The sequence below is a fragment of the Mesorhizobium sp. WSM4819 genome (assembly GCF_055811215.1).
This window is the reverse complement of the sequence record NZ_JBVVQO010000008.1, coordinates 123,253-143,170: the sequence shown is the minus strand read 5'-3', so window position 1 is coordinate 143,170 and position 19,918 is coordinate 123,253. Positions and strand designations below refer to the sequence as shown.

Genomic DNA, 19,918 nt, shown 5'->3' with positions numbered 1-19,918 from the left:
CTTATCGCTTTGGCGCCCCTCACGCTGCTTGGCTGTGCTTATGGGACAACCCGGTCGAGAAAAGCATCGAATGCGGCCGCAACAGCGCGAATCACGAAGCGATGCTCCTGCCGCACCCGGATGAGACCGTTTTCGATGTCCACTACCCCGTCCTCGGCCAGCTTCGCCAGGCGTTCAGTTGAATCGAGAAAGCGGATTGGATCGAATCCATAGGCCGCACAGATTGCCGGCACATCGGCCTCCAAATCGCACATCAGCCGCTCGATGATTGCGGCTCGCACGCGGTCTTCGTCTGTGAGCCGGTAGCCCTTTGACGTTGCCAGACGGCCCCCTGCTATGTGCCGGCTGTAGGACTCGTGTGTCACCTCGTTCTGGACGTAACCATCGCCGACCCGCCCGATAGCCGACGCGCCGAAACCGATCACGGTTTTGCAGGTGTCGGCCGAGTAACCCAGCGAGTTACGGCGTAGCCGACCGCGGGTCTGCGCCAGCGTAAGTTCGTCGTCCGGCAAGGCGAAATGGTCGAGGCCGATCTCTCGGTAGCCGGCCGCAACCAGCGTATCTGCCACGGCCGCAGCCTGTTCGGCGAGGGCGACGCTGTCCGGCAGAGCAGTCTTCTCGATCAGGCGCTGATTCTTGATCACCGATGGAATATGCGCGTAGCCGAACACCGCAAGCCGGTTGGGACGCATGGCGGCGGTTGCCGCCGCAGTCTGGACGCAGGACTCTACCGTCTGATTCGGGAGACCGAACATGAGATCGACGTTGATGCCGCTTACTCCATGCCGGCGCAGCTCTTCGACGGCAGCGGCCGTCTGCGCCTCGCTCTGGACCCGGTTGATCGCTTTTTGAACAATTGGATCAAAACTCTGCACCCCGAGACTTGCGCGGCTCACATTGGCTGCTCCCAGTGCCTCGGCGATCTCGCGCGTGAACGTGCGCGGGTCAATTTCGACGGCGATCTTAGCGGGCTCCCTGAACACGAAGCGGCGGCGCAGGAGTTCAATCATGGCCAAGAATTCCGCTGCCCCGATCAGGGTCGGGGTTCCACCGCCGAAATGCACGTCGTTCACGACGAGCCTCTGCTGCACCTGCTCCGAGACCAAACGGATCTCGTCACGCAGAACGGCCACATAGTCGAGGATCGGACCCTGATTGCGGGCAATCGCGGTCGGGAAGCCGCAATACCAGCAGATCGATCGGCAGAACGGAATGTGGAGATAGAGCGACACCGGATCGTCAGCCGGCAGACCTCTTAGCCATTCCTCATAACTTTCGGCGTCGACCGCTGCGGAGAACTCCGGCACAGTCGGATAGATGGTGTACCAAGGCAGGAGAGCCTCGCGATGTTTTTTCAGGATAGAAGTCTGCAACAGTTTCCCTCCCAAGTTGATAACTGTCCTCCTTTTACCCCTGCGATCTCCTGTGTCTCTGCGCTATGTCAATTCCATTCCGCTTCGCGCCGTGTAATCACACCGTGCAAGGAAAAGGCGGGATTTGATCCCGCCTTTCGATGTTTTGCTCACATCATGCCGATCGAGCCGCCAGCCCCACAGCGGGTCTGGATGAGGAAGTCACGCTGGTACCTTCTTTCTGGACCGCTTCTCCGGCGCCGAGACTTCAGGCTCTTTCGGTTTGCGGCCGAGTCCCATTGTCTTGGCCAGGGCAGAGCGCGCAGCCGCGTAGTTCGGCGCGACCATGGGATAGTCCGCCGGCAGACCCCATTTGGCGCGATATTCATTAGGGCTCAGCCCGTAATGGGTCGACAGATGACGCTTTAGCGATTTGAATTTCTTCCCATCCTCAAGGGAGACAATGTAGTCCGGCGTCACCGATTTTCTGATCGGGACCGCCGGCGTCAACACCGTCGGCTCTTGTGCCGAGACGCGACCGGCCGCCGCGCCCTTCAAAGCTTCGTGCACTTGGCCGATCAGGGCTGAAAGGTCCCCCACCGGAACGGGGTTGTTGGAAACATAGGCTGAGACAACATCCGCGGTAAGGTCGATGAGGTTGTTGGCGTTTTCAAAGTCTTCTTCTGGCATGAAACTCTCCGGTGGATTGGTCTGCGGAGCGGTCGCTTCTAGTGGTGATTTCCGATGAAAGCAACAAATCTCGCCACAGGATTGTTCGTTGCTCGTCCAATAGTGAGGTTTATAGCGCCACTTCACGCTGTCGTAACACTGATCTGCGCGGTAATCGCTGTCCATAACTGCGCCCGTATCCGCCGTTCAGTCCCGATCTCGTCCGTCTGAATCGCAAAGGGAAGACGCACAAAGCTTGTAGACCATGAGCCGTGCACTCGATGGGGGCAGCTTGCGCGTATGGGTTGGCGTTGCGGCAGCATGTGGCGACGGGCCACGGAACCGACCAAACCCTCAGGCGAACAACAGCGATTGCGCGCGCTCACCATTGGAATCCGCCGTCGGGGCGATGAATCGCAGTTCCTGTTCCCGGCGCTCGATCGGCTTCGTCGGCAGGCACGATTCCCTCGATCCGCTGATCTAGCGCAGGGCGTTCGCAAGCCGCATGTGGAGAATGGTTTCCGTGCACATCGTAAGGACTCCATTTATGAAAATTCTATTCCCTGCGGTGGCTGTTGCGCTTGTGGCAGCCACAGCTTTTGCTGCGCAGTCCATTCCGCCAGACCTCAGAGAAACGGCACTGGCCACCTTCAAGCCCTTGCCATTCACGCCGGCGCTCGCCAACAACCCGAGCACGCCGGAGAAGATTGCCCTCGGCAAGGCACTGTTCTTCGATCCACGCCTCTCGTTCTCAGGCGTTTTCTCCTGCAACTCGTGCCACAACCTGGCCACCGGGGGCGACGACAATCGTGAAACTTCGATTGGCCATGGTTGGCAGAAGGGGCAGCGCAACGCGCCGACGGTGTTTAACTCTGTCTTCAACAAATCACAGTTTTGGGACGGTCGCGCCGAAGACCTGAAAGCTCAGGCCAAAGGCCCGATACAGGCCGGTGTCGAAATGGCCAACACACCGCATCGAGTGGTCGAGACGTTCAAATCGATGCCGCAATATGTGGAGTTGTTCCATTCAGCTTTCCCGGATGAGGCCAATCCCATCACCCTCGACAACCTAGTCAATGCACTCGCAGACTACGAGGCGACACTGGTCACGCCGGCCCCCTTCGACGCCTTCCTCAATGGCGATGAGACCGCCATCGGTCCCAAAGAGAAACAGGGCCTGGCCCTTTTTATCGAAAAGGGCTGCTCGTCCTGCCATTCCGGTGTCAATATTGGTGGGGAAGGCTATTATCCATTCGGCGTCGTTGAGAGGCCTAGCGCCGCCATTCTGCCGGAGAACGACAAAGGACGATTTGCCGTCACCAATGTACCCGAGGATTCCTATGTTTTCCGCGTGCCGTCGCTGCGCAACGTAGCAATCACCGCGCCATACTTTCATTCGGGCAAGGTCTGGGACCTGAGAGAGGCCGTCGCTATCATGGGCACCACCCAGCTTGGCGAACAGCTAACGCAAATCGAAATCGATCAGCTGGTTGCCTTCCTTCATTCGCTGACCGGAAAACGACCGGAGATCACATATCCCATCTTACCGACTGAAACGCCCACAACACCTCGGCCTCGATCCTAGGCAGTGGGAAAGCAGACGATCGCGGCGGGCCTGTGAGCATTTCCTTGCCCGATCTGGGCGAATTGCCACGAGCGTCGCCGATTTGGCCGCGATACGTCGCCGACGATTGAGCGGCGCACGTCGGGGGAGGAGCCACTGCTTTTGCACAGCGATGCCCCTCGCGCGGAGATCGACGGCAGCCAGGGTGGCGTTCTCGTCAGCACCTCCGCAAAGTCACATCGACCAGTCGCCCTGCCAGTCAATCACCACCTTGCCCGAGCTGCCGCTGCGCATCGCGTCGAAGCCTACTTGAAAATCAGCAATGCCGATGCGGTGCGTGATCAGGCCGCTGACATCGAGCGGGCCCTGCACCAGCGCGATCATCTTGTACCAGGTTTCGAACATCTCGCGGCCATAGATGCCCTTGAGATGCAACATCTTGAAGATGACCTTGTTCCAGTCGATCTCGAAGCCGGTCGGCGCGATGCCCAAAATGGCGATCTTGCCGCCATTGTTCATGGCGTCGATCATGTCGCGGAAGGCGGGTGCCGCGCCCGACATTTCGAGGCCGACGTCAAAGCCTTCAGTGATGCCGAGCGCCGGCATGACGTCGCGCAGCTTTTCCTTCGATGCATCGACAACGTGCTGGACGCGGAGCTTTTTCGCCAGCGCCAGCCGCACCGGGTTGATGTCGGTGATGACCACTTTTCGCGCGCCGACGCACTGCGCCACCAGCGCACCCATGATGCCGATCGGCCCGGCGCCGGTGACCAGCACGTCCTCGCCGACGAGATCAAAGGACAGTGCGGTGTGAACCGCATTGCCCAGGGGATCGAATATTGCGGCGATCTCATCGGGCACATCGTCGGGGATCGGCACGACGTTGTGCTGCGGGATCGCCAGATATTCACCGAAGGCGCCCGGCCGGTTGACGCCGACGCCGAGCGTGTTGCGGCACAGATGCCCCCTGCCCGCCCGGCAATTGCGGCAGTGGCCGCAGACGATGTGGCCTTCGCCCGAAACACGCTGGCCGAACTTGTATTCGGTGACCGCCGCACCGAAGTCGGCGACTGTGCCGACGAATTCGTGGCCGGTCACCATCGGCACCGGCACGGTCTTCTGCGCCCACTGGTCCCAATTGTAGATGTGGACGTCGGTACCGCAGATCGCGGTCTTCTTGATCTTGATCAGAACGTCGTTCGGGCCGATTTCCGGCACCGGCACTTCTTCCATCCAGATGCCCGGCTCGGCCTTGGCCTTGACCAGCGCCTTCATCATGTTCGACATCAGATGCTCCTTACACCTTGGTTGGTTCTACTCCTCGCCGCTCCTCCGGTAGCCTAAACAACGGAAAGGTAGGCTCGGAGAGCACATCCTGAGATCTTTGGATCGATCGTAATGTTGGCGGCTGCTTTTGTGTCGAGCAACACTTCACCGCGACCCGTGCGCGTGAAAACCTGTTCCAGCGAACCTTAGCGGAAGCGGAGCAAGCGCCATGCCAGATGCAGCCAAGTTTCAATCAAGCGATGAGGAATAGTCGCAGCTTGCGGTTAGGCGGTATTGCTATTTTGTCGATGTCCGCCACATGCGACCGATGCTCTCGATGGTCGAGCTCGCCGCCGATATCTCGATGTGCCGGTGCACCGGCGGCATCGTTCGCCCTCGGTGAAGTGTCTGTTGACCGCTGGCGGGAGGCAGAAGCTCATGGACAGAGCCGCCTTCCTCCATTTCGTGGCGAAATCATCCGTCCTCGGACCAGAAGCGGCTTCCCAGATCCTGCCCCGCCGCTCAGCCGTCCAGCGGGCCTTCGGCTGGACGACAAGGGTGGGACTCGCACGCGTCGACCGACTTGCGCGCGGCTTTCGATGGCGTCCTTTCTTCCTTAAATATCCGCGAAGCCCGCGGGTCACATGTTTGCCCGTCACAGTGGCCCAGCGGCCTGCGCCTGCACTTTCTCCCGCAATGCGCATGCTGCAGCGACCATGTTGATGAGGGCAGGGCGGACCTCCTCCCATTTCCTTGTTTTGAGGCCACAGTCCGGATTCACCCACAATTGGCCGTCCGACAGTCGCTCGCGGGCAAGTTGGGCGAGTATGCAAAATCTCGCCAATCTCCGGGACACGTGGTGAGTGAATGTCGTAGACGCCAGGACCGATTTCGTTCGGATATTCTGACTTCGTGAAGGCGTCTAGCAGTTCCATTTTGGAGCGCGACGTCTCGATCGAAATCACGTCCGCGTCCAGTTCAGCGATCGAGTCGATGATCTCATTGAACTCAGAATAGCACATGTGGGTGTGAATTTGGGTCGCGTCCGCTACACCCGTTGAAGCGAGCCGGAAGCATTCGACAGCCCAGCCGAGATAATGTTTCCAGCCGGACTTCCGCAGGGGCAAGCCTTCGCGAAACGCGGCCTCATCGATCTGGATCACCCTTGCGCCAGCTCTTTCCAGGTCGGCCACTTCATCGCGGATGGCGAGCGCGATCTGGCGGCAGACCTCGGCGCGGGGTACGTCGTCGCGCACAAAAGACCAGTTAAGAATCGTCACTGGGCCTGTGAGCATGCCCTTCACCGGTTTTTTCGTCAGCGACTGGGCAAATTGCCACCAGAGGACCGTCATCGGATTGGGCCGCGATACGTCGCCGAAGATGATGGGAGGGCGCACGAGCCGGGAGCCGTAACTTTGCACCCAGCCATGCTGGGTGAAGGCGAGGCCGGACAGCTGCTCGCCGAAATGCTGGACCATGTCGTTTCGTTCGAACTCGCCATGTACCAGCACGTCCAGCCCGATCTCCTCCTGCCAGCGGACCGCCGCCTCGGTCTCCTTCTTCAGGAAGGCCTGGTAATCGACATAGCTCAGCCGGCCCTTCGCATGAGCGGAGCGCGCCCTGCGCACCTCGGGCGTCTGCGGGAAGGACCCGATCGTCGTCGTCGGGAACGGCGGCAGGCCGAGCGTGTCAGCCTGGACTCTGGAACGCTTGGCAAATGCGCTCTTTCGTTGCTTCATAGCGCCGTCAATGCTGATAACCCGCCCATGGACGAGCGGATCATGGACCTTTCCAGACATTGCGCGCGCCGCGGCCGCCTCGGCAGAAGCTTTCAGTGCGCCTGCTGCGGCCTCCCTGCCTCCGGACAAGGCTTGGGCCAGCACGAGCAGCTCTTCAGTCTTGTGGGCGGCGAATGCCAGCCACGAACTGACGTCCACATCGAGCGCAGTCTCCATCCGCAGGTCCATCGGCACATGAAGCATCGAGCAGGAAGGCGCAATCTCGACGCGATCCAGCGGCCAGCCGGCAACGATCGGCTTGATGCGGTCGAGAATGGCAGCTAGGTTCGCGCGCCAGACATTGCGGCCGTCGATCAAGCCAAGTGAGAGCACCAGATCCTTCGGTGCGAGCCGACCAACCGTCTCCAACTGCTCGGGAGCGCGCACGAGGTCGAGATGTAGGCCCGCCAGGCGCAGCGAAAGCGCGGTCTCCAGATTGTCCCCGAGCGGCCCGAAATAGGTAGCCAGCATAATTTTCAACTTGGGCGCGGCTTTCGACAGCTGGCCGTACGTGAATTCGAAGGCAGCTCGTTCGTTCGGGCTAAGGTCGAGCACAAGCGCCGGCTCATCAATCTGCACCCAGTCGGCCCCCGAGAGCTCCAGCCTCCGCAGGAGTTGATCGTAGACGGGCAGCAGCCGCGGTAGGAGCGCTATGGGATTGAAACACTGGTCGGGAGACTTCGCCAGCTTGAGGAAGGTGACCGGTCCAAGGATGACCGGGCGTGTATGGGCGCCGAGCTCTTTTGCCTCCAGAAAGTGATCGACTGGTTTCGTCGACGAGAGGGCGAATGCCTGATCGTTGCTCAGCTCCGGCACGATGTAGTGGTAATTAGTGTCGAACCATTTGGTCATTTCCATCGCGGTTACGCGCTGGCCCTGAACTGCATGCCGGTGACTGGCGCGTCCGCAACCCGCGGCATCGCCTTGCGTCCCGCGCGCCACCGCGAAATAGATGTCGAGCGGGACCTCGCCGCCCGTCCAGCCGTAACGAGATGGCACGGCGCCGACCATTGCTGCGGTGTCGAGCACATGGTCATAAAGTGAGAAATCGTTCGACGGGATTTTCGACACGCCGCGGTCGTGCTGCTCGCTCCAGCTGGCGGCACGGAGTGCCTTCGCCGTCGCCAGAAGGTTGGCGGCAGAAGATTTTCCGGACCAGTAGCTTTCGAGCGCGAACTTCAGTTCTCGCCGGCGACCGATACGCGGCACGCCAAGCGTTGCTATGGGAACTTGCTGGGAGACATTCATTCCATACCCCGATGCTTGGGGCGGGGACAAGGAAGGCGCTAGCAGGCCGGCATGAACGCCGAGCTGCCGCGGCCACCAGACACCCCGCCCGTGGACGTTGTTCACCGTGGCAGGTCTCCTGGCTCGCGGGTCACAGCCTCTGCCCCGTCTTCCCGGGGCAGTTCGCCCCAGTGACATTGGTGGGTTGGCTCGCCGCTTACAGTTGCGGGGGCAGCGCCGGATTGCACCGGCTTCCCTCTTAGCTCCGCTACGGCAACGCCTTGCGGAGAACCACGACATGCGGACAATCGCAGCAGCTCGCATTGTTGTCAATGACGTATAAAGAAATGTTTATGTGTTTATGTGAACCGTTCACCTGCGGCGTGTTTCCCAAGTCGCAGGTCGCAGTAGAGCTGAGCCATTTGCGCCACTCGCCGGTCTGCGCAGGCTGTGCCTGGCCGCTCGGGCAATCTGCCAATCTACGATCTCGGCTCAAAACGACTTTCGTCAAAAAAGGGCGTGTTGGCCATCATGATCGGCCGGCAGTACTGGCCCGAAGTGCGACAACGTCCTGAGCCTCAACAATCAGAAATTCGGAGAAAAACCGCCATCCTTCACGCAGGCACGCGACATTTCGATTTACCCGCGCCTGTCTGGACAGCCTGCACAACGGCAAGGTGGGCAGCACCTCGCGGAAATGCTCCCCTACAACAGCCCCGCCTGCGTGGCCTCGCGGCGCAAATTCTGCCGCGGCCTGGGGCCGATCTGCTGGATCACCAATCCGGCCGCCAGTGAGCCAAGGTCGCCGCAGGTCTGCAGGTCGCGGCCTTGCGTGTAGCCATGCAGGAAGCCGGCGGCATAGAGATCGCCGGCGCCTGTCGTGTCGACCAGTTCCTTTATTGCGGTCGCCTTGATCACCACCGTTCCGCCGCCGCGCACGATCACCGAGCCCTTTTCAGAGCGGGTCACGGCAGCGATCCGGCAATCCTTGCGGATCTGCGCCAGCGCCTCGTCGAACGACGCCGTCTGATAAAGCGATTTGATCTCGTGGCTGTTGGCGAAGACGATGTCGACCATGCCCGAACGCATCAGGTCGAGGAATTCATCGCGGTAGCGGTCGACGCAGAACGAATCCGACAGTGTCATTGAGACTTCGCGGCCTGCCGCGTGCGCCAGCTTCGCCGTCTGCCGGATCGCTTCCTTGGCGCGCGGCGGGTCCCACAGATAGCCTTCGAAATAGGTGACCGCCGCACCCGAAGCCTTGTCTGCTTCGACGTCCTCCGGCCCGAGCTCCATGCAGGCGCCGAGATAGGTGTTCATCGAGCGCTCGCCATCGGGCGTGACGAAGATCATCGAGCGCGCCGTCGGCGGCTCGCCGTTGAGCGGCTTGGTGTCGAAAGCAACGCCCTGCGCATGGATGTCATGGGCATAGATTTCGCCGAGCGGGTCGTTCGAGACCTTGCCGAAGAAGGCGGCGCGACCGCCGAAGGAGGCGACGCCCGCCGCCGTGTTGCCGGCGCTGCCGCCGGAGGCTTCGATCGCCGGGCCCATGCGGCTGTAGAGCAGTTCGGCGCGCTGTGTGTCGATGAGGTTCATCGCGCCCTTGATGATGCCGTTGGTCTCGAGGAATTCCTCGTCGCACTGGGCGATGATGTCGACAATGGCATTGCCGATGCAAAGCACGTCATATTTCGGCATCAATGTCTCCGCCAAAAACCCGAGCCGGCTTCTTGCCACGTCAGGGCCGGCCTGTTTTTGGCGAGTGTGGAATGGGTCGCCCTATGACGACGCATCCGATACCCTTGCATCACGCAGCTGCCGGTCCTGCCTCACGCAACAGGTCGTCAGCTCTGTCCGTCTTTTCCCAGGTGAACTCCGGCTCTTCGCGTCCGAAGTGTCCGTATGTCGCGGTCTTGCGGTAAATCGGCCGTAGGAGATCAAGCGCCTTGATGATGCCTTTCGGCCGGAGATCGAAAAGCTCAAGGACGGCGCGCTCGATTCTTTTTTCATCAATCTTTGCGGTTCCGAATGTATTGACGAGGACAGAGACCGGCGCGGCCACACCGATCGCATAAGCAAGCTGAACCTCGCACACCTCCGCAAGTCCGCTGGCAACGACGTTTTTTGCGACGTACCGCGCCGCATAGGCGGCCGACCGATCAACCTTGGACGGGTCCTTGCCCGAAAAGGCACCGCCGCCGTGACGCCCCATGCCGCCGTAGGAATCGACGATGATCTTGCGGCCGGTGAGCCCGCAATCGCCGCGCGGCCCACCGACCACGAACCGGCCTGTTGGATTGACCAGGAACCTTATCCTCGTCGTATCCAGATCGTCGTGAGGCAAGACCGGCCTTATGATCTCCTCAATGACGCCTTCGCGCACCGTGGCTTGTGAGACCTCCTCGTCATGCTGCGTCGACAGGACTATGGTATCAAGCGCTACCGGGCGCAAACCCTCATACCGGATGGAAACTTGAGATTTAACGTCCGGGCGAAGCCAGCCAAGGCGTCCGGTTTGGCGCACCTCTGCCTGTTTTTTTATCAAATCGTGAGCAAGTTGGATTGGCAACGGCATCAACGTTTCGGTCTCGTTGCACGCGTACCCGAACATGAGGCCCTGATCCCCCGCTCCCTGCTCGAGATCCTGCCCTCGTCCCTCGTCGACGCCCTGGCTGATGTCAGGCGACTGCTCGGTCAAGGCCAAGATCAGGGCGCAACGCCGGCCGTCAAAGCCGATCGCATCGTTGTCATATCCAATGTCCAAAATGATATCGCGGGCAACTTGGCTGTAGTCGATATGCGCGTGACTGGTGATCTCGCCAGCCAGAACGACCATCCCTGACTTCACCAACGCTTCACAAGCGACACGAGCCTTAGGATCCTTGCGAAGGATCGCATCGAGGACGCCATCTGAGATATTGTCGGCCATCTTGTCGGGATGTCCCGCGCCGACGGATTCGGAAGAGAACACGAATTGTCTGGTCATGAAATGTCCTCGCTTCAAACGTTGGAATTGATGTGACAGTTGATCCGGCCGTCTTACCTGTCGGAGATGCCAGGCACGTCGAACGCAGCGCAGAAGTCGGCAACGTCTCTGCGCACTCTGGCATGCACGTCCGAATCATCGGGCTGGCGACAGACCAGGTCGATGAAAGCGGCAATCTGCACCATTTCCGCTTCGCGCATGCCCACAGACGTCACTGCTGGCGTGCCTAAGCGTATGCCGCTGGTGAGCGCGGGATGGCGCCGGTCGCCCGGCACCATGTTGAAATTCGTAATGATACCTGCTTGCGACAAGCGATCGGCATAGGCTTTTCCAGACAGCGGCCGGTCCCTAAGATCAAGGATCAGCATGTGATTGTCAGTGCCCCCCGTGACGAGTTCATAACCTCGCTCCAGAAGGGCCCGGGCCAGAGCCTTGGCGTTGTTGACGATCTGCTGACCGTACACACGGAAGGATGCATTCCCTGCTTCGTGCAGAGCGACAGCTAGCGCGGCAATGGTATTCATGTGCGGTCCGCCCTGGAGGAGAGGGAACACGGCACGGTCTATGCGTTTGGCCAGATTGTGTTTGCTCTTGGAATGGTAGAGCGCCTGATAGCGGTCTTCATTCCTTGACAAGATGAAGCCACCGCGGGGGCCGCGGATCGATTTGTGAGAGGTGCTGGTGACAACATCGCAATGGCTAACGGGATTCGGATGCACTCCTGCGACAACGAGACCGCTGATGTGGGCGATGTCGGCCACCAGATAGGAGTTCACCTCCGAAGCAATTTCGGCCATTGCCTCATAGTCAAAGATACGCGGATAAGCAGTTCCGCCGACCCAAATGAGCTTCGGTCGTTCCCGTTTGGCCGTCTCGCGCAAACGGTCATGGTCAATCTGCTGCGTCTTTTCGTGCAGCCCGTACGGAACTCGCTGATAGTCAGTGCCAGAGAAGTTGACGGCCCAACCGTGCGTCAGATGCCCGCCGCCGGGGAGGGTCAAGCCCATCATCTTGTCTCCCGGACACAACAGCGCTCGACAGACAGCCTGATTGGCCGGCGAGCCGGAATAAGGCTGCACGTTGGCGTGTTCACAGCCGAATAGCGCCTTCAATCGCTCGATGGCGAGGTTCTCAAGCTCATCGACAATCTCGTTTCCGGCGTAGTAGCGCGCGCCGGGATATCCCTCGGCATACTTGTTGGTGAAAATAGACCCGGTCGCTTCCAGCACCGCCGAGGACGCGAAGTTCTCGGAGGCGATAAGTTTGAGGGTCGTCCGCTCCTGGCGCTCCTGTCTTAAAAGCAGCTCGTGAACGCGAGAATCTGCGACAGCCAGGTGAGGCCACTCGCAAGTGTCAAGCTCCGCGATGGCGCCGCCAGTCGAATTGTTCATATCAGCTTCGCGCTCCATTGGGACTAAGTTTCAGGACAAGCAGGCGGCCACCTTGGACCGCGCGCCCTGTATCGCCTCCAGGCGCTGTAGGTCTTGTCTGTGATGGCCATCGCCGTGGGGCAGGAGATCAACCAACAATTGAACCAAGCCGCCGTCCGAGCCTCCTGCTTCGAGGTGGTACGAAGGCCAGGGGCGATGTTCGTTGCCGAGAAGAAAGCCGGCTCTGGCGAGCTGGCGCACGTGTGCGACCACGTGCTCCTGAGACAGACTCAGAACTTCTGCTAGCTCGCAGACGGTCAGGTCCGCATGCGCACAAAGTCCCAGGATTCGAAGTCGATCAAGATGAGCCGCGGCCTTTAGGCGCCTGACCAGTGTCATCATCGGCCGGCACTCCTTGTATTGACTTCCTCCATTTGGCGTCCTCCCACTCTTTCAGAGGCAATCTTGCCGTCCGACGAGGTCAATACGCTCGACCGCATCGCAGATCGTTTCCGATACGTCACGGTCTCGACCCGCAGCCCAAATGATAGGCTCAACGTACATATTCTCAGCGGTTTAGAGTGCTAAAAGTCCGCGATTTTCTTTGAAGGATCTGTTGCGACACGTGCATACCGGATGCGCCCCAGCACAACGGCGGCTGCGCGGTAAGGCCGGCTTGCGAAGATGCGGCGTACGGCCGAGGCCTTCATGCGCCGGTCGCCGCGCGATGGGACGCTCAGCATCGACGGGGATGAAATCCATCTTGTCCATGGCTCCGATCTCTATCCCGATGGACCACATCCCAAGGAAACCGATATCCTGCTCGAAGGCGCCGCCGTCCACGGCGAGCTCAAAGTATGGCTGCGGCGCAAGGCTCAATGCGGCTGACGATTGGCTTCCATTGATTCTCAACAAGTGATACAAATCCTCGGACTGTAACCCCTTAGTTCCGAGATTTCGTATCAATGCCAGAGCCCTCTCCCCAGCGCCAAATCGCCCACGCACTTCTGACAGTGCGCGGAATCGCGCGTCTCACGGAGCTGCGCAACGCCGGCGTAACAGCGGCCACGATGAGTCGCATGGAACGGGATGGGGAGGTGCTCCGGCTCGCACGCGGCCTCTACCAGCTCTCCGATGCGCCGCTCGACGCTAATCATAGCCTAGCCGAGGCTGCCAAGCGCGTACCCAAAGGCGTTGTCTGCCTTGTGTCAGCCCTGGCATTCCACCAGCTGACGGATCAGCTTCCGAGACAGGTATGGCTGGCCATCGGCCAGAAGGACTGGGCTCCCAAACCCAACGGCACACCCATCCGCATCGTGCGTTTTACCGAAAGTCTGCTCAACGACAGCGTCGAAACTCATGTTGTCGAGGGCGTGACCGTAAAAGTCTTTGGGGTTGTCAAAACAATCGCGGACTGTTTTCGATATCGCAACAAGATCGGCCTGTCGGTGGCGATCGAGGGCCTCCAGGAAGCGCTTCGCCAGCGCAAGGCCACGCCCGGCGAAATTGCCAGGCAGGCTGAGCGTGGCGGTGTCGCCACGGTCATCCGGCCGTATATCGAGGCGCTGACGGCCAATGGCTAAAGAGATCAAGAACATCGGCGCCTCAGTGCGCGCACGTCTGCTGCAACTCGCCAAGGTAAGTGGCCAGACCCTCGATCTGGTTCTGACCCGCTTCGCCCTCGAGCGGCTGCTTTTCCGGCTTAGCCAGTCACCCCACGCCGACCGCTTCGTGCTGAAGGGCGCGATGCTGATGATGAGCTGGTTCGATGATCCGCACCGCGGCACCCGCGACCTTGACCTGCTGGGTTTTGGCGATCCGAGCGCGGAGCCGATGCTGGCGACGTTTCGGGAGGTCCTGGCGCAGGACGCTAGCGATGGCGTCGAGTTCGACGCTGACGCACTCCGGGTCGACCGCATTCGCGAGGAACTGGAGTATGGTGGGCTCAGGCTGCGGACGACGGCCTCGATCAGCGGCGCCCGGGTCAGCCTGACGATCGACATCGGCTTTGGCGATGCGCTGGAGCCTGGTGCCGAAGAGCTGGACTATCCTTCCATGCTCGACTTTCCCATGCCCCGGCTGCGGGCTTATGCGCGGGAAACCGTCATTGCCGAGAAATTTCAGGCGATGGTGGCGCTGGGGCGGGCGAATAGCAGGATGAAGGACTTCTACGACATCTGGATTCTTAGCCGGTCCTTCACCTTCGACGACGACAGGTTGCCACGAGCGATCGCCGCCACCTTCGCGCGGCGCGGAACGGCGATACCTCAAGACCTGCCCGATGCGCTGACGTCGGCCTTTGCCGAGGATGCGCAAAAGCAGCGACAGTGGCGCGCGTTTGTTGGAGAAGTCGCTCACGATCCGGGTGATCTTGGGAACGTCATTAGAGATGTAGCTGCATTCCTTATGCCCCAGGCAGCCTCAGCAGCGAGCTTGGGCCAATGAGCAGCTTGATTTCCACTGTCGGATTGTGGGGAGCGGACAAGGCGGTCGCGCTGAGTGGATATACGCCCCATCAGCACGTCCCAAGTCCGATCGAGCTCACTTCTCTGCTCCAGAGCGCGTATCGGGTCCAACGTTCAGGCCAGTATCGCTCGCGGCGGCCGTAGCGAGAGCCGCTACGACCCGAGACGATGGGCCGGTCGCAAATGAACCGGTCGAACTGTCTGGGCGATACTCATCGAGATCCCTCCCTGGGATGCACGCCCCTGGCCAGGATTCTCACAGCAGATTGTCCGATTGCTGCGCATACGTAGGGCCGGGCGGGGGCACAAACCGGTAGACGTTTTTCAAAATGCAATGTGTGTCGCTATTTCTCGGCTTCAGACCGATCGCCTCCCCATTCGCAGATCGGCGGTGTCCTCGGAGTCTTTTGGGATCTGGAGGGAGATGCGCCAATCGTTCGTTTTTCGCCGGCGCGAGGCGAATTCGACGCGCTGGATCGCGGCCATCTCGTCGGATGCGTATTCGACCTTGTGCCCCTCATCGAGAGTGATCTGCTCGGCCTCGCGCATGACCTTCCAGACCTTGAGGATGAACTCGTCGCTGACACCCTCGTGAAAGAGGTCGCTCATCGAATTTACAAAGATTTTTCGCGGTTTCTTCCATCCGTAGGGAATGGCCAGCGCCTCGCGGTCTTCCCGCACCACGCCATTCCACACCGTGCGCTTTCCCGTTTTACGGGTAAGCCCCGCATATTTCGCGATGCCCATGGCCTCAAGGCGTTTGGCCATCTCCATTGCATAACAATGGGTGCAGCCTGCCGTAACGATCGAGCATCCTGCGACCGGGTTCCAAGTGGAGTCTGTCCACTCTATCTGAGTTTCAGCCATCTTGCCCTCCCGAGCATTCCTTGACCCGCCGCCGCATCAGACCGCTCCGCGTATCGGATTGACGACCTCGAGCCCGGCAAAGTCTTTTTCGTTATCCGTCACCAGCACGCATTCGTTCGCATCAGCGACAGCGGCGATGATCATGTCCAGCCCGCTGCGGGGCATGCCGGCCACTTTTCCTTCTGCCATCAGCCGAGCCCAGATCAGCCCCGCCTTGTCGTCGAACGACATGATGCGGCCCGCAAACAGCGCCTGCGGCCCCTCAGGCCCAGAGAACCACTTGTCGAGTGCGTCGCGTTTCTTGCCACGAGGTTTCTCCAGAACCCCGCGAAGGATTTCTGCAACGGTCAGCGAGGCGATGAACAAGTCCTCGTCACGCTGTCTCGACATCCATGCCAGAAGCGATTCCGACGGCTGCGATTTGACGACATTGCTGATGATGTTGGTATCGAGGAGGTAGCGTGTCACAGGTCGATCTTGCGTCCCTCTTCACGGGGGCGGGAAAGATCGAGATCAGCGCCGACTAGTGGAGAACGACGCAAGGCGGCGAGGATTCCGCCAGGCTTGGGTGGCTCGCCCGCGATGGTCCGGCTGACGGCAGCGCGCAGGCTAGAGGCATCCGGCCCATCTTCGGCCAGGCGGCGTGCCAAAGATCGAATAAGGTCGCGATCGGCATCGCGGCCAAGCACTTCGAAGCGCGCCAAGCCGCGCTCGCTGAGGCGAGATCGATAGTTTTGAATGGCGCGTTTTTGCGAGCTGCCCATAGTTGCCTCCGACATATTTCCAGTAATATAACCAGAACGCAGGGGTTGATCAAGGCGCGGGCAGTCCGGGCGGTGCTCCCTTGCGGTTGGATGGCATCGGTCTAGGATGCATGGTTGTGCGACGGTATTTTTTGACGAGCGTCGAGCAGGCCGACGGGCGGCCGCCAGGTGCAAAATCGTCCAACCGGTCCCGATAGTTGACGAAACCTCAAACATATTTTTTCGGCGATTTTCCCTAAAATAGAAGCGTAACTTTTTGACGCCTCAGGTCGTGGCCAGAAAACATTTGGCAGTAACTCAATGGGTTATATGTTGTTTAAACAACCGCGTGGCCTTCGTTGAGGGGCATCGATCCGGCTCCTGTTCCGAGCGGAGGACTATCCCCGCTGACAGCCGCCCGACGTGTCGGGCTGAGCGCTGCAATCACGGCGCAGGCGCAGCCGCAGCGGCGGCATGCTCGCAGCCAATCCTTTGCGGGTTGATGGCGCCAGGTGCCGCCGCTACCCGCCTTGAAAAGCGACCCGTATCAGGATTCACTAAGGCTCAGGTGTTCAGACTCCGCGCTTCCGACGACTAGGCTCTGAAGCCGCACCTCCAAGACAATAGGGTTTCCCTTTGCCGGATGGAGGCGGTCAGAAACCCAACGCTTTGGCCAGCATCGGTTCAAGAACCAGATCCGGCCGACCTCCCTTTTCGCGAAGCTCCATTGCCCTTATGATCTTCGTGCCTTCGTGGCTGTGCTTCCAGTCCCGAGACGCTTCGGCCGCGACGATGAGGTAGTCGGTCTGGCCGCAGACGGTGTCCTTCCAATCACCGCCGCGTTCGCAAATCATCGCAGCGACTGCCTTTCGCGGGCCGATGGCGAATTTTCCCGTGAGGACGAACATCCGGCTCGGAATCACGAACTGGCTTGCATCCTCCAAGGCGCCGTCAATGACACCCACATTGCCGAAGGTAGGCAGCCCCGTGTCTGTCGCGCTGTCGCCGACAAGACGGGCAATCCACCCGCATATGTCTTCTGCCTCGTCGGCGGTTATGCGACCGTCAGCAAAAGACCTTCTGGCAGTTTCTCCGAGAGATGCCACGCGGCTGTCTCTGCGCAGGACCACACTCGAGTCCAACCTGGACAGCAGTTTTTCGACCTCTGCTGGCGTGATGGAGTTGTCGCAGGCGATACCGGCACAGAATCCGTAGAACTCGTTGACTTCGTCCTTGTCGTCAGCGGCGACAAACTCCCGTGAGCGTATGCCGATTATCGTTTCAAGGACGGCGTAGATCTCTTCGGGCGCGTTACCCCAAATGTCCAGATCGCGGATGAGCTCGGCAGCATCATCGTCGTGAAGAAGGGACAGGAACTGCTCAGCTTCGACCCTGAGTGGCGGCATCTCCGCCCGCTCGACCCGCTCGCTGGCCATCACGCCCTTCAAGAACCCGAGCCAGTACCCCAACGCCTTGCGGTGATTTGCCTGCGCATGGACTCTGCCGCGCGCGGCCCCTTCGTGTTCGAGTTTACCGCTCCTTCCGCGGAACACTTCAACCATTGTCGCCCCCCTCGACGCTACTTTTCGATTGTAGCAGACATCACAACACTCATCTATCCGCCGACTAGACAAGGCGTGGCGAAACCGGAAGGCTTAATCCCCTTAGCTCCTTGCTTTCGAAATGGTAGGGCCAGGTTGCCACCCCCAGGGACAGCGTTTCGCCGAGCGGCCGACCAAAGAAGACGCTCTGGACTCACCAAGGATCAGGCCGCCTGAACCCGGTCCGCCTCCGACGCGCTCTGTCCCTCGCGCAGCCGTGCTCGTCCTCAAGGGACGCTCCGCTCAAGCCCTTGCGGAGTGCGCGCGCCTGCGCTTGACGGAACGCGCGACGGCGGCTCCGGGAATCAGGCTTGGGTTCCAGGCCGCTTCGTGCGGGAACCTAAAGCTCGGAGACCGCCTTTCGCCCACTATGCCGACACTGTTCTGTCCCTGGCGCTGCCGTGCTTGTCACCTTTGATTGCATCTGCCGAATTCTCGCGTATCCTGCGGCTGCGCATGTGAGCACAAGGTGGCGCCTGGCGCTTCGACGAGCCACGCCAGCAAGAACCAGCGTCGGCATGGCGACCGAAAATGCTGAGGCAAGAGACCGCCACTCCAGAAGGAAACGTTCGTCATGGATTCCCATGCCGTTATTGCGTCCCTGCCAATCGCCGGGGCCGACCGTAACTTGCTTATCGAGGCCGCCAACGCCGCGTTCGAAAGGGTCATTGAGCGGATTGAGCCGGCCAACGAGAAGCTGACTCGCACCCTATGGGACGCCGCGTCCTATATCGATAATGAAATCACGGCAGACATGTTGCCTATTTCCCGGGACGAGGCTGCGTACCTCGTCGATGTGTTCGCGGTGCATCATGTCATCGGACTAGCTGTCGCAGCAGACGAGGAGGCCGCTGAATCCCGGCCGTGAACCTCCCAGGAGGCAGCTGGATCTGCCTGCTGCAATCTCGCGCGCCGCGCGATCAATGCAGTGACCTTTGCCGCCATCTCTTCAAGGGTGGCGGTGAGCCGGTTTATCTAGGAGGCGGTGGCGGCCAGTTCCGGGCCGTAGCGGTGACGAGATATTCCGGTTCTGGCTAAGGGACTGGAGATGCTTGGCCGTCTTCGCGCGAAGGCGCAGGCCCGCCTCCAGGGCGTGCTCCGTGCGTCTCGACAGGTCGTGCTGCAGTTTGCGGATCTGATTGGGATATGCCCACGATGGAGCAAAGCGCGGTCGGGTTAGAGTTCATTGGCATGCCGAGTAGCCGCGCGATGGAGTGGCCGTTCCGACGGCCTCTCCCCAGACTTAGATTACTAGGGAGACGGCGCCGCCACTTCGTCCTCCATGTCGAGCGATTTTTCGACTGCCTCCGGATTCCGGGCGATGGTCCAAAGCAGAGTATTCGCCGCTGCATCCGGTTCCGAGCGACCTTGCTCCCAGTTTCGAAGCGTTGCCAGATCGAGGCCATACCTCACGGCGAACGCCTCCCGGGACAGCTTGGTGCTATCCCGAACTTCGCGAACGCTTATCGGCCGCGGCGCATGAACCTTCGCGATCACTCCTGCGGACGAGAGTTCGTCCTTCAGTGCCCGCAGGTCGTCGACGCAAGGAACAGTCACGAACGCCTTGCCCTGATCGACCATCTCCGTGAGGACCGCATGGGCCGTCCTCAGCGGCAGCTGTCTCCTGACGAGAACCCTAGCAGCCTCAGGAGTATTCGCGCCGTGTAGAAAGCTGAGGCTCAGCCGGACGGGAGAGCCTGACGACACCTGGACGACGTCCCGGGTTCGCACCCGTTGTCCGAACCGCTCCATGAACTTCGATGTAGTCGACATTAAGCTTCTTAGGTCACGGACAACAAGATGGTTGCTGCCCATCTCCACGTCCCCCAATAGCTGAAGCACGCCATCGGGCGTGACGACATCAAAGAGGAGGCATGGGTCCCCGAAATTTCAGCGTCCACAATGAGTTCGATATCATCGGGCTGCACACGCGTTCCCTACGCAAATTGCTTATAGAAAGTATGTCAGGTGCTGGCGAGGGTCAAGGCCGCACCGGTCTTCGAATTGGCGCTGTGCTAGCACTCCCGAAT

16 protein-coding genes, 2 pseudogenes and 1 riboswitch are annotated in these 19,918 nt (G+C 60.3%); of the genes and pseudogenes, 5 read left to right on the top strand and 13 right to left on the bottom strand.

All coding sequences use genetic code 11. The annotated features are described in order from the left end of the window. Positions 1-38: 38 nt before the first annotated feature. Both hemN and AC0L18_RS10310 read right to left on the bottom strand, forming a co-directional pair. On the bottom strand, positions 39-1,373 hold the full coding sequence (hemN, locus tag AC0L18_RS10315; protein ID WP_473492072.1) for an oxygen-independent coproporphyrinogen III oxidase: 1,335 nt from the start codon (positions 1,371-1,373) through the stop codon (positions 39-41). 201 nt (positions 1,374-1,574) lie between these two features. Further along, entirely contained in the window at positions 1,575-2,042 is a 468-nt protein-coding gene (locus AC0L18_RS10310) for a Ros/MucR family transcriptional regulator (protein ID WP_473492070.1), read from the bottom strand. A gap of 526 nt (positions 2,043-2,568) precedes the next feature. Between AC0L18_RS10310 and AC0L18_RS10305 the strand changes: the two genes are divergently transcribed. Further along, positions 2,569-3,606, top strand: coding sequence for a cytochrome-c peroxidase (locus AC0L18_RS10305; RefSeq protein WP_473492020.1), 1,038 nt, complete (start codon positions 2,569-2,571; stop codon positions 3,604-3,606). Positions 3,607-3,819: 213 nt separating this feature from the next. Here the strand turns inward: AC0L18_RS10305 and tdh are convergent, their stop codons facing one another. From tdh to AC0L18_RS10275, 6 genes and pseudogenes are all read right to left on the bottom strand, one after another. Beyond that, positions 3,820-4,872, bottom strand: a complete 1,053-nt coding sequence (gene tdh / locus AC0L18_RS10300; protein WP_473492019.1) for an L-threonine 3-dehydrogenase — start codon at positions 4,870-4,872, stop codon at positions 3,820-3,822. A 634-nt stretch (positions 4,873-5,506) separates the two neighbouring features. Further along, positions 5,507-7,853, bottom strand: a pseudogene (gene metE, locus AC0L18_RS10295) (5-methyltetrahydropteroyltriglutamate--homocysteine S-methyltransferase). Positions 7,854-7,968: 115 nt separating this feature from the next. Beyond that, a riboswitch (cobalamin riboswitch) is annotated at positions 7,969-8,167 on the bottom strand. Positions 8,168-8,561: 394 nt separating this feature from the next. After that, positions 8,562-9,554, bottom strand: coding sequence for an adenosine kinase (locus AC0L18_RS10290; protein ID WP_473492018.1), 993 nt, complete (start codon positions 9,552-9,554; stop codon positions 8,562-8,564). A gap of 109 nt (positions 9,555-9,663) precedes the next feature. After that, entirely contained in the window at positions 9,664-10,842 is a 1,179-nt protein-coding gene (gene metK / locus AC0L18_RS10285) for a methionine adenosyltransferase (protein ID WP_473492016.1), read from the bottom strand. Between the two features lie 53 nt (positions 10,843-10,895). Continuing rightward, positions 10,896-12,233 (bottom strand): serine hydroxymethyltransferase, encoded by a 1,338-nt coding sequence (locus AC0L18_RS10280; protein ID WP_473492069.1) that lies wholly within the window; start codon positions 12,231-12,233, stop codon positions 10,896-10,898. Between the two features lie 30 nt (positions 12,234-12,263). Further along, a complete protein-coding gene (locus tag AC0L18_RS10275; RefSeq protein WP_473492015.1) occupies positions 12,264-12,614 on the bottom strand; it encodes an ArsR/SmtB family transcription factor in 351 nt (116 codons plus the stop codon). A 282-nt stretch (positions 12,615-12,896) separates the two neighbouring features. Here AC0L18_RS10275 and AC0L18_RS10270 point away from each other — a divergent pair, with 282 nt between their 5' ends. The 3 genes from AC0L18_RS10270 to AC0L18_RS10260 all read left to right on the top strand — a co-directional run bounded on the left by AC0L18_RS10270 (position 12,897) and on the right by AC0L18_RS10260 (position 14,657). Continuing rightward, positions 12,897-13,100: a hypothetical protein gene (locus AC0L18_RS10270; RefSeq protein WP_473492014.1), complete on the top strand. Its 204-nt coding sequence runs from the start codon at positions 12,897-12,899 to the stop codon at positions 13,098-13,100. Between the two features lie 77 nt (positions 13,101-13,177). After that, a complete protein-coding gene (locus tag AC0L18_RS10265) occupies positions 13,178-13,795 on the top strand; it encodes a type IV toxin-antitoxin system AbiEi family antitoxin domain-containing protein (protein ID WP_473492013.1) in 618 nt (205 codons plus the stop codon). Then, positions 13,788-14,657, top strand: coding sequence for a nucleotidyl transferase AbiEii/AbiGii toxin family protein (locus tag AC0L18_RS10260; protein WP_473492012.1), 870 nt, complete (start codon positions 13,788-13,790; stop codon positions 14,655-14,657). The genes AC0L18_RS10265 and AC0L18_RS10260 overlap by 8 nt, the downstream gene beginning before the upstream one ends. A gap of 545 nt (positions 14,658-15,202) precedes the next feature. On the opposite strand, the pseudogene AC0L18_RS10255 reads toward AC0L18_RS10260, so the two are convergent. The 4 genes and pseudogenes from AC0L18_RS10255 to AC0L18_RS10240 form a co-directional block, all read right to left on the bottom strand. Beyond that, positions 15,203-15,544, bottom strand: a pseudogene (locus AC0L18_RS10255) (DUF5131 family protein); the annotation flags it as partial. A gap of 36 nt (positions 15,545-15,580) precedes the next feature. After that, the gene (locus AC0L18_RS10250; RefSeq protein ID WP_473492011.1) at positions 15,581-16,012 is read right to left on the bottom strand and encodes a PIN domain-containing protein; all 432 of its coding nucleotides are present in this window, start codon (positions 16,010-16,012) and stop codon (positions 15,581-15,583) included. Beyond that, the gene (locus tag AC0L18_RS10245) at positions 16,009-16,308 is read right to left on the bottom strand and encodes a hypothetical protein (protein ID WP_473492010.1); all 300 of its coding nucleotides are present in this window, start codon (positions 16,306-16,308) and stop codon (positions 16,009-16,011) included. The genes AC0L18_RS10250 and AC0L18_RS10245 overlap by 4 nt, the downstream gene beginning before the upstream one ends. Before the next feature lie 632 nt (positions 16,309-16,940). Further along, a complete protein-coding gene (locus AC0L18_RS10240; RefSeq protein ID WP_473492009.1) occupies positions 16,941-17,849 on the bottom strand; it encodes a BRCT domain-containing protein in 909 nt (302 codons plus the stop codon). A gap of 613 nt (positions 17,850-18,462) precedes the next feature. On the opposite strand from AC0L18_RS10240, the gene AC0L18_RS10235 reads away from it, so the two are divergent. Then, a complete protein-coding gene (locus AC0L18_RS10235) occupies positions 18,463-18,756 on the top strand; it encodes a hypothetical protein (RefSeq protein ID WP_473492008.1) in 294 nt (97 codons plus the stop codon). 383 nt (positions 18,757-19,139) lie between these two features. On the opposite strand, the gene AC0L18_RS10230 is transcribed toward AC0L18_RS10235, so the two are convergent. Then, positions 19,140-19,703 carry a helix-turn-helix domain-containing protein gene (locus AC0L18_RS10230; protein WP_473492007.1) on the bottom strand — a complete coding sequence of 188 codons (564 nt, stop codon included), beginning with the start codon at positions 19,701-19,703 and terminating at the stop codon, positions 19,140-19,142. Positions 19,704-19,918 lie beyond the last annotated feature (215 nt).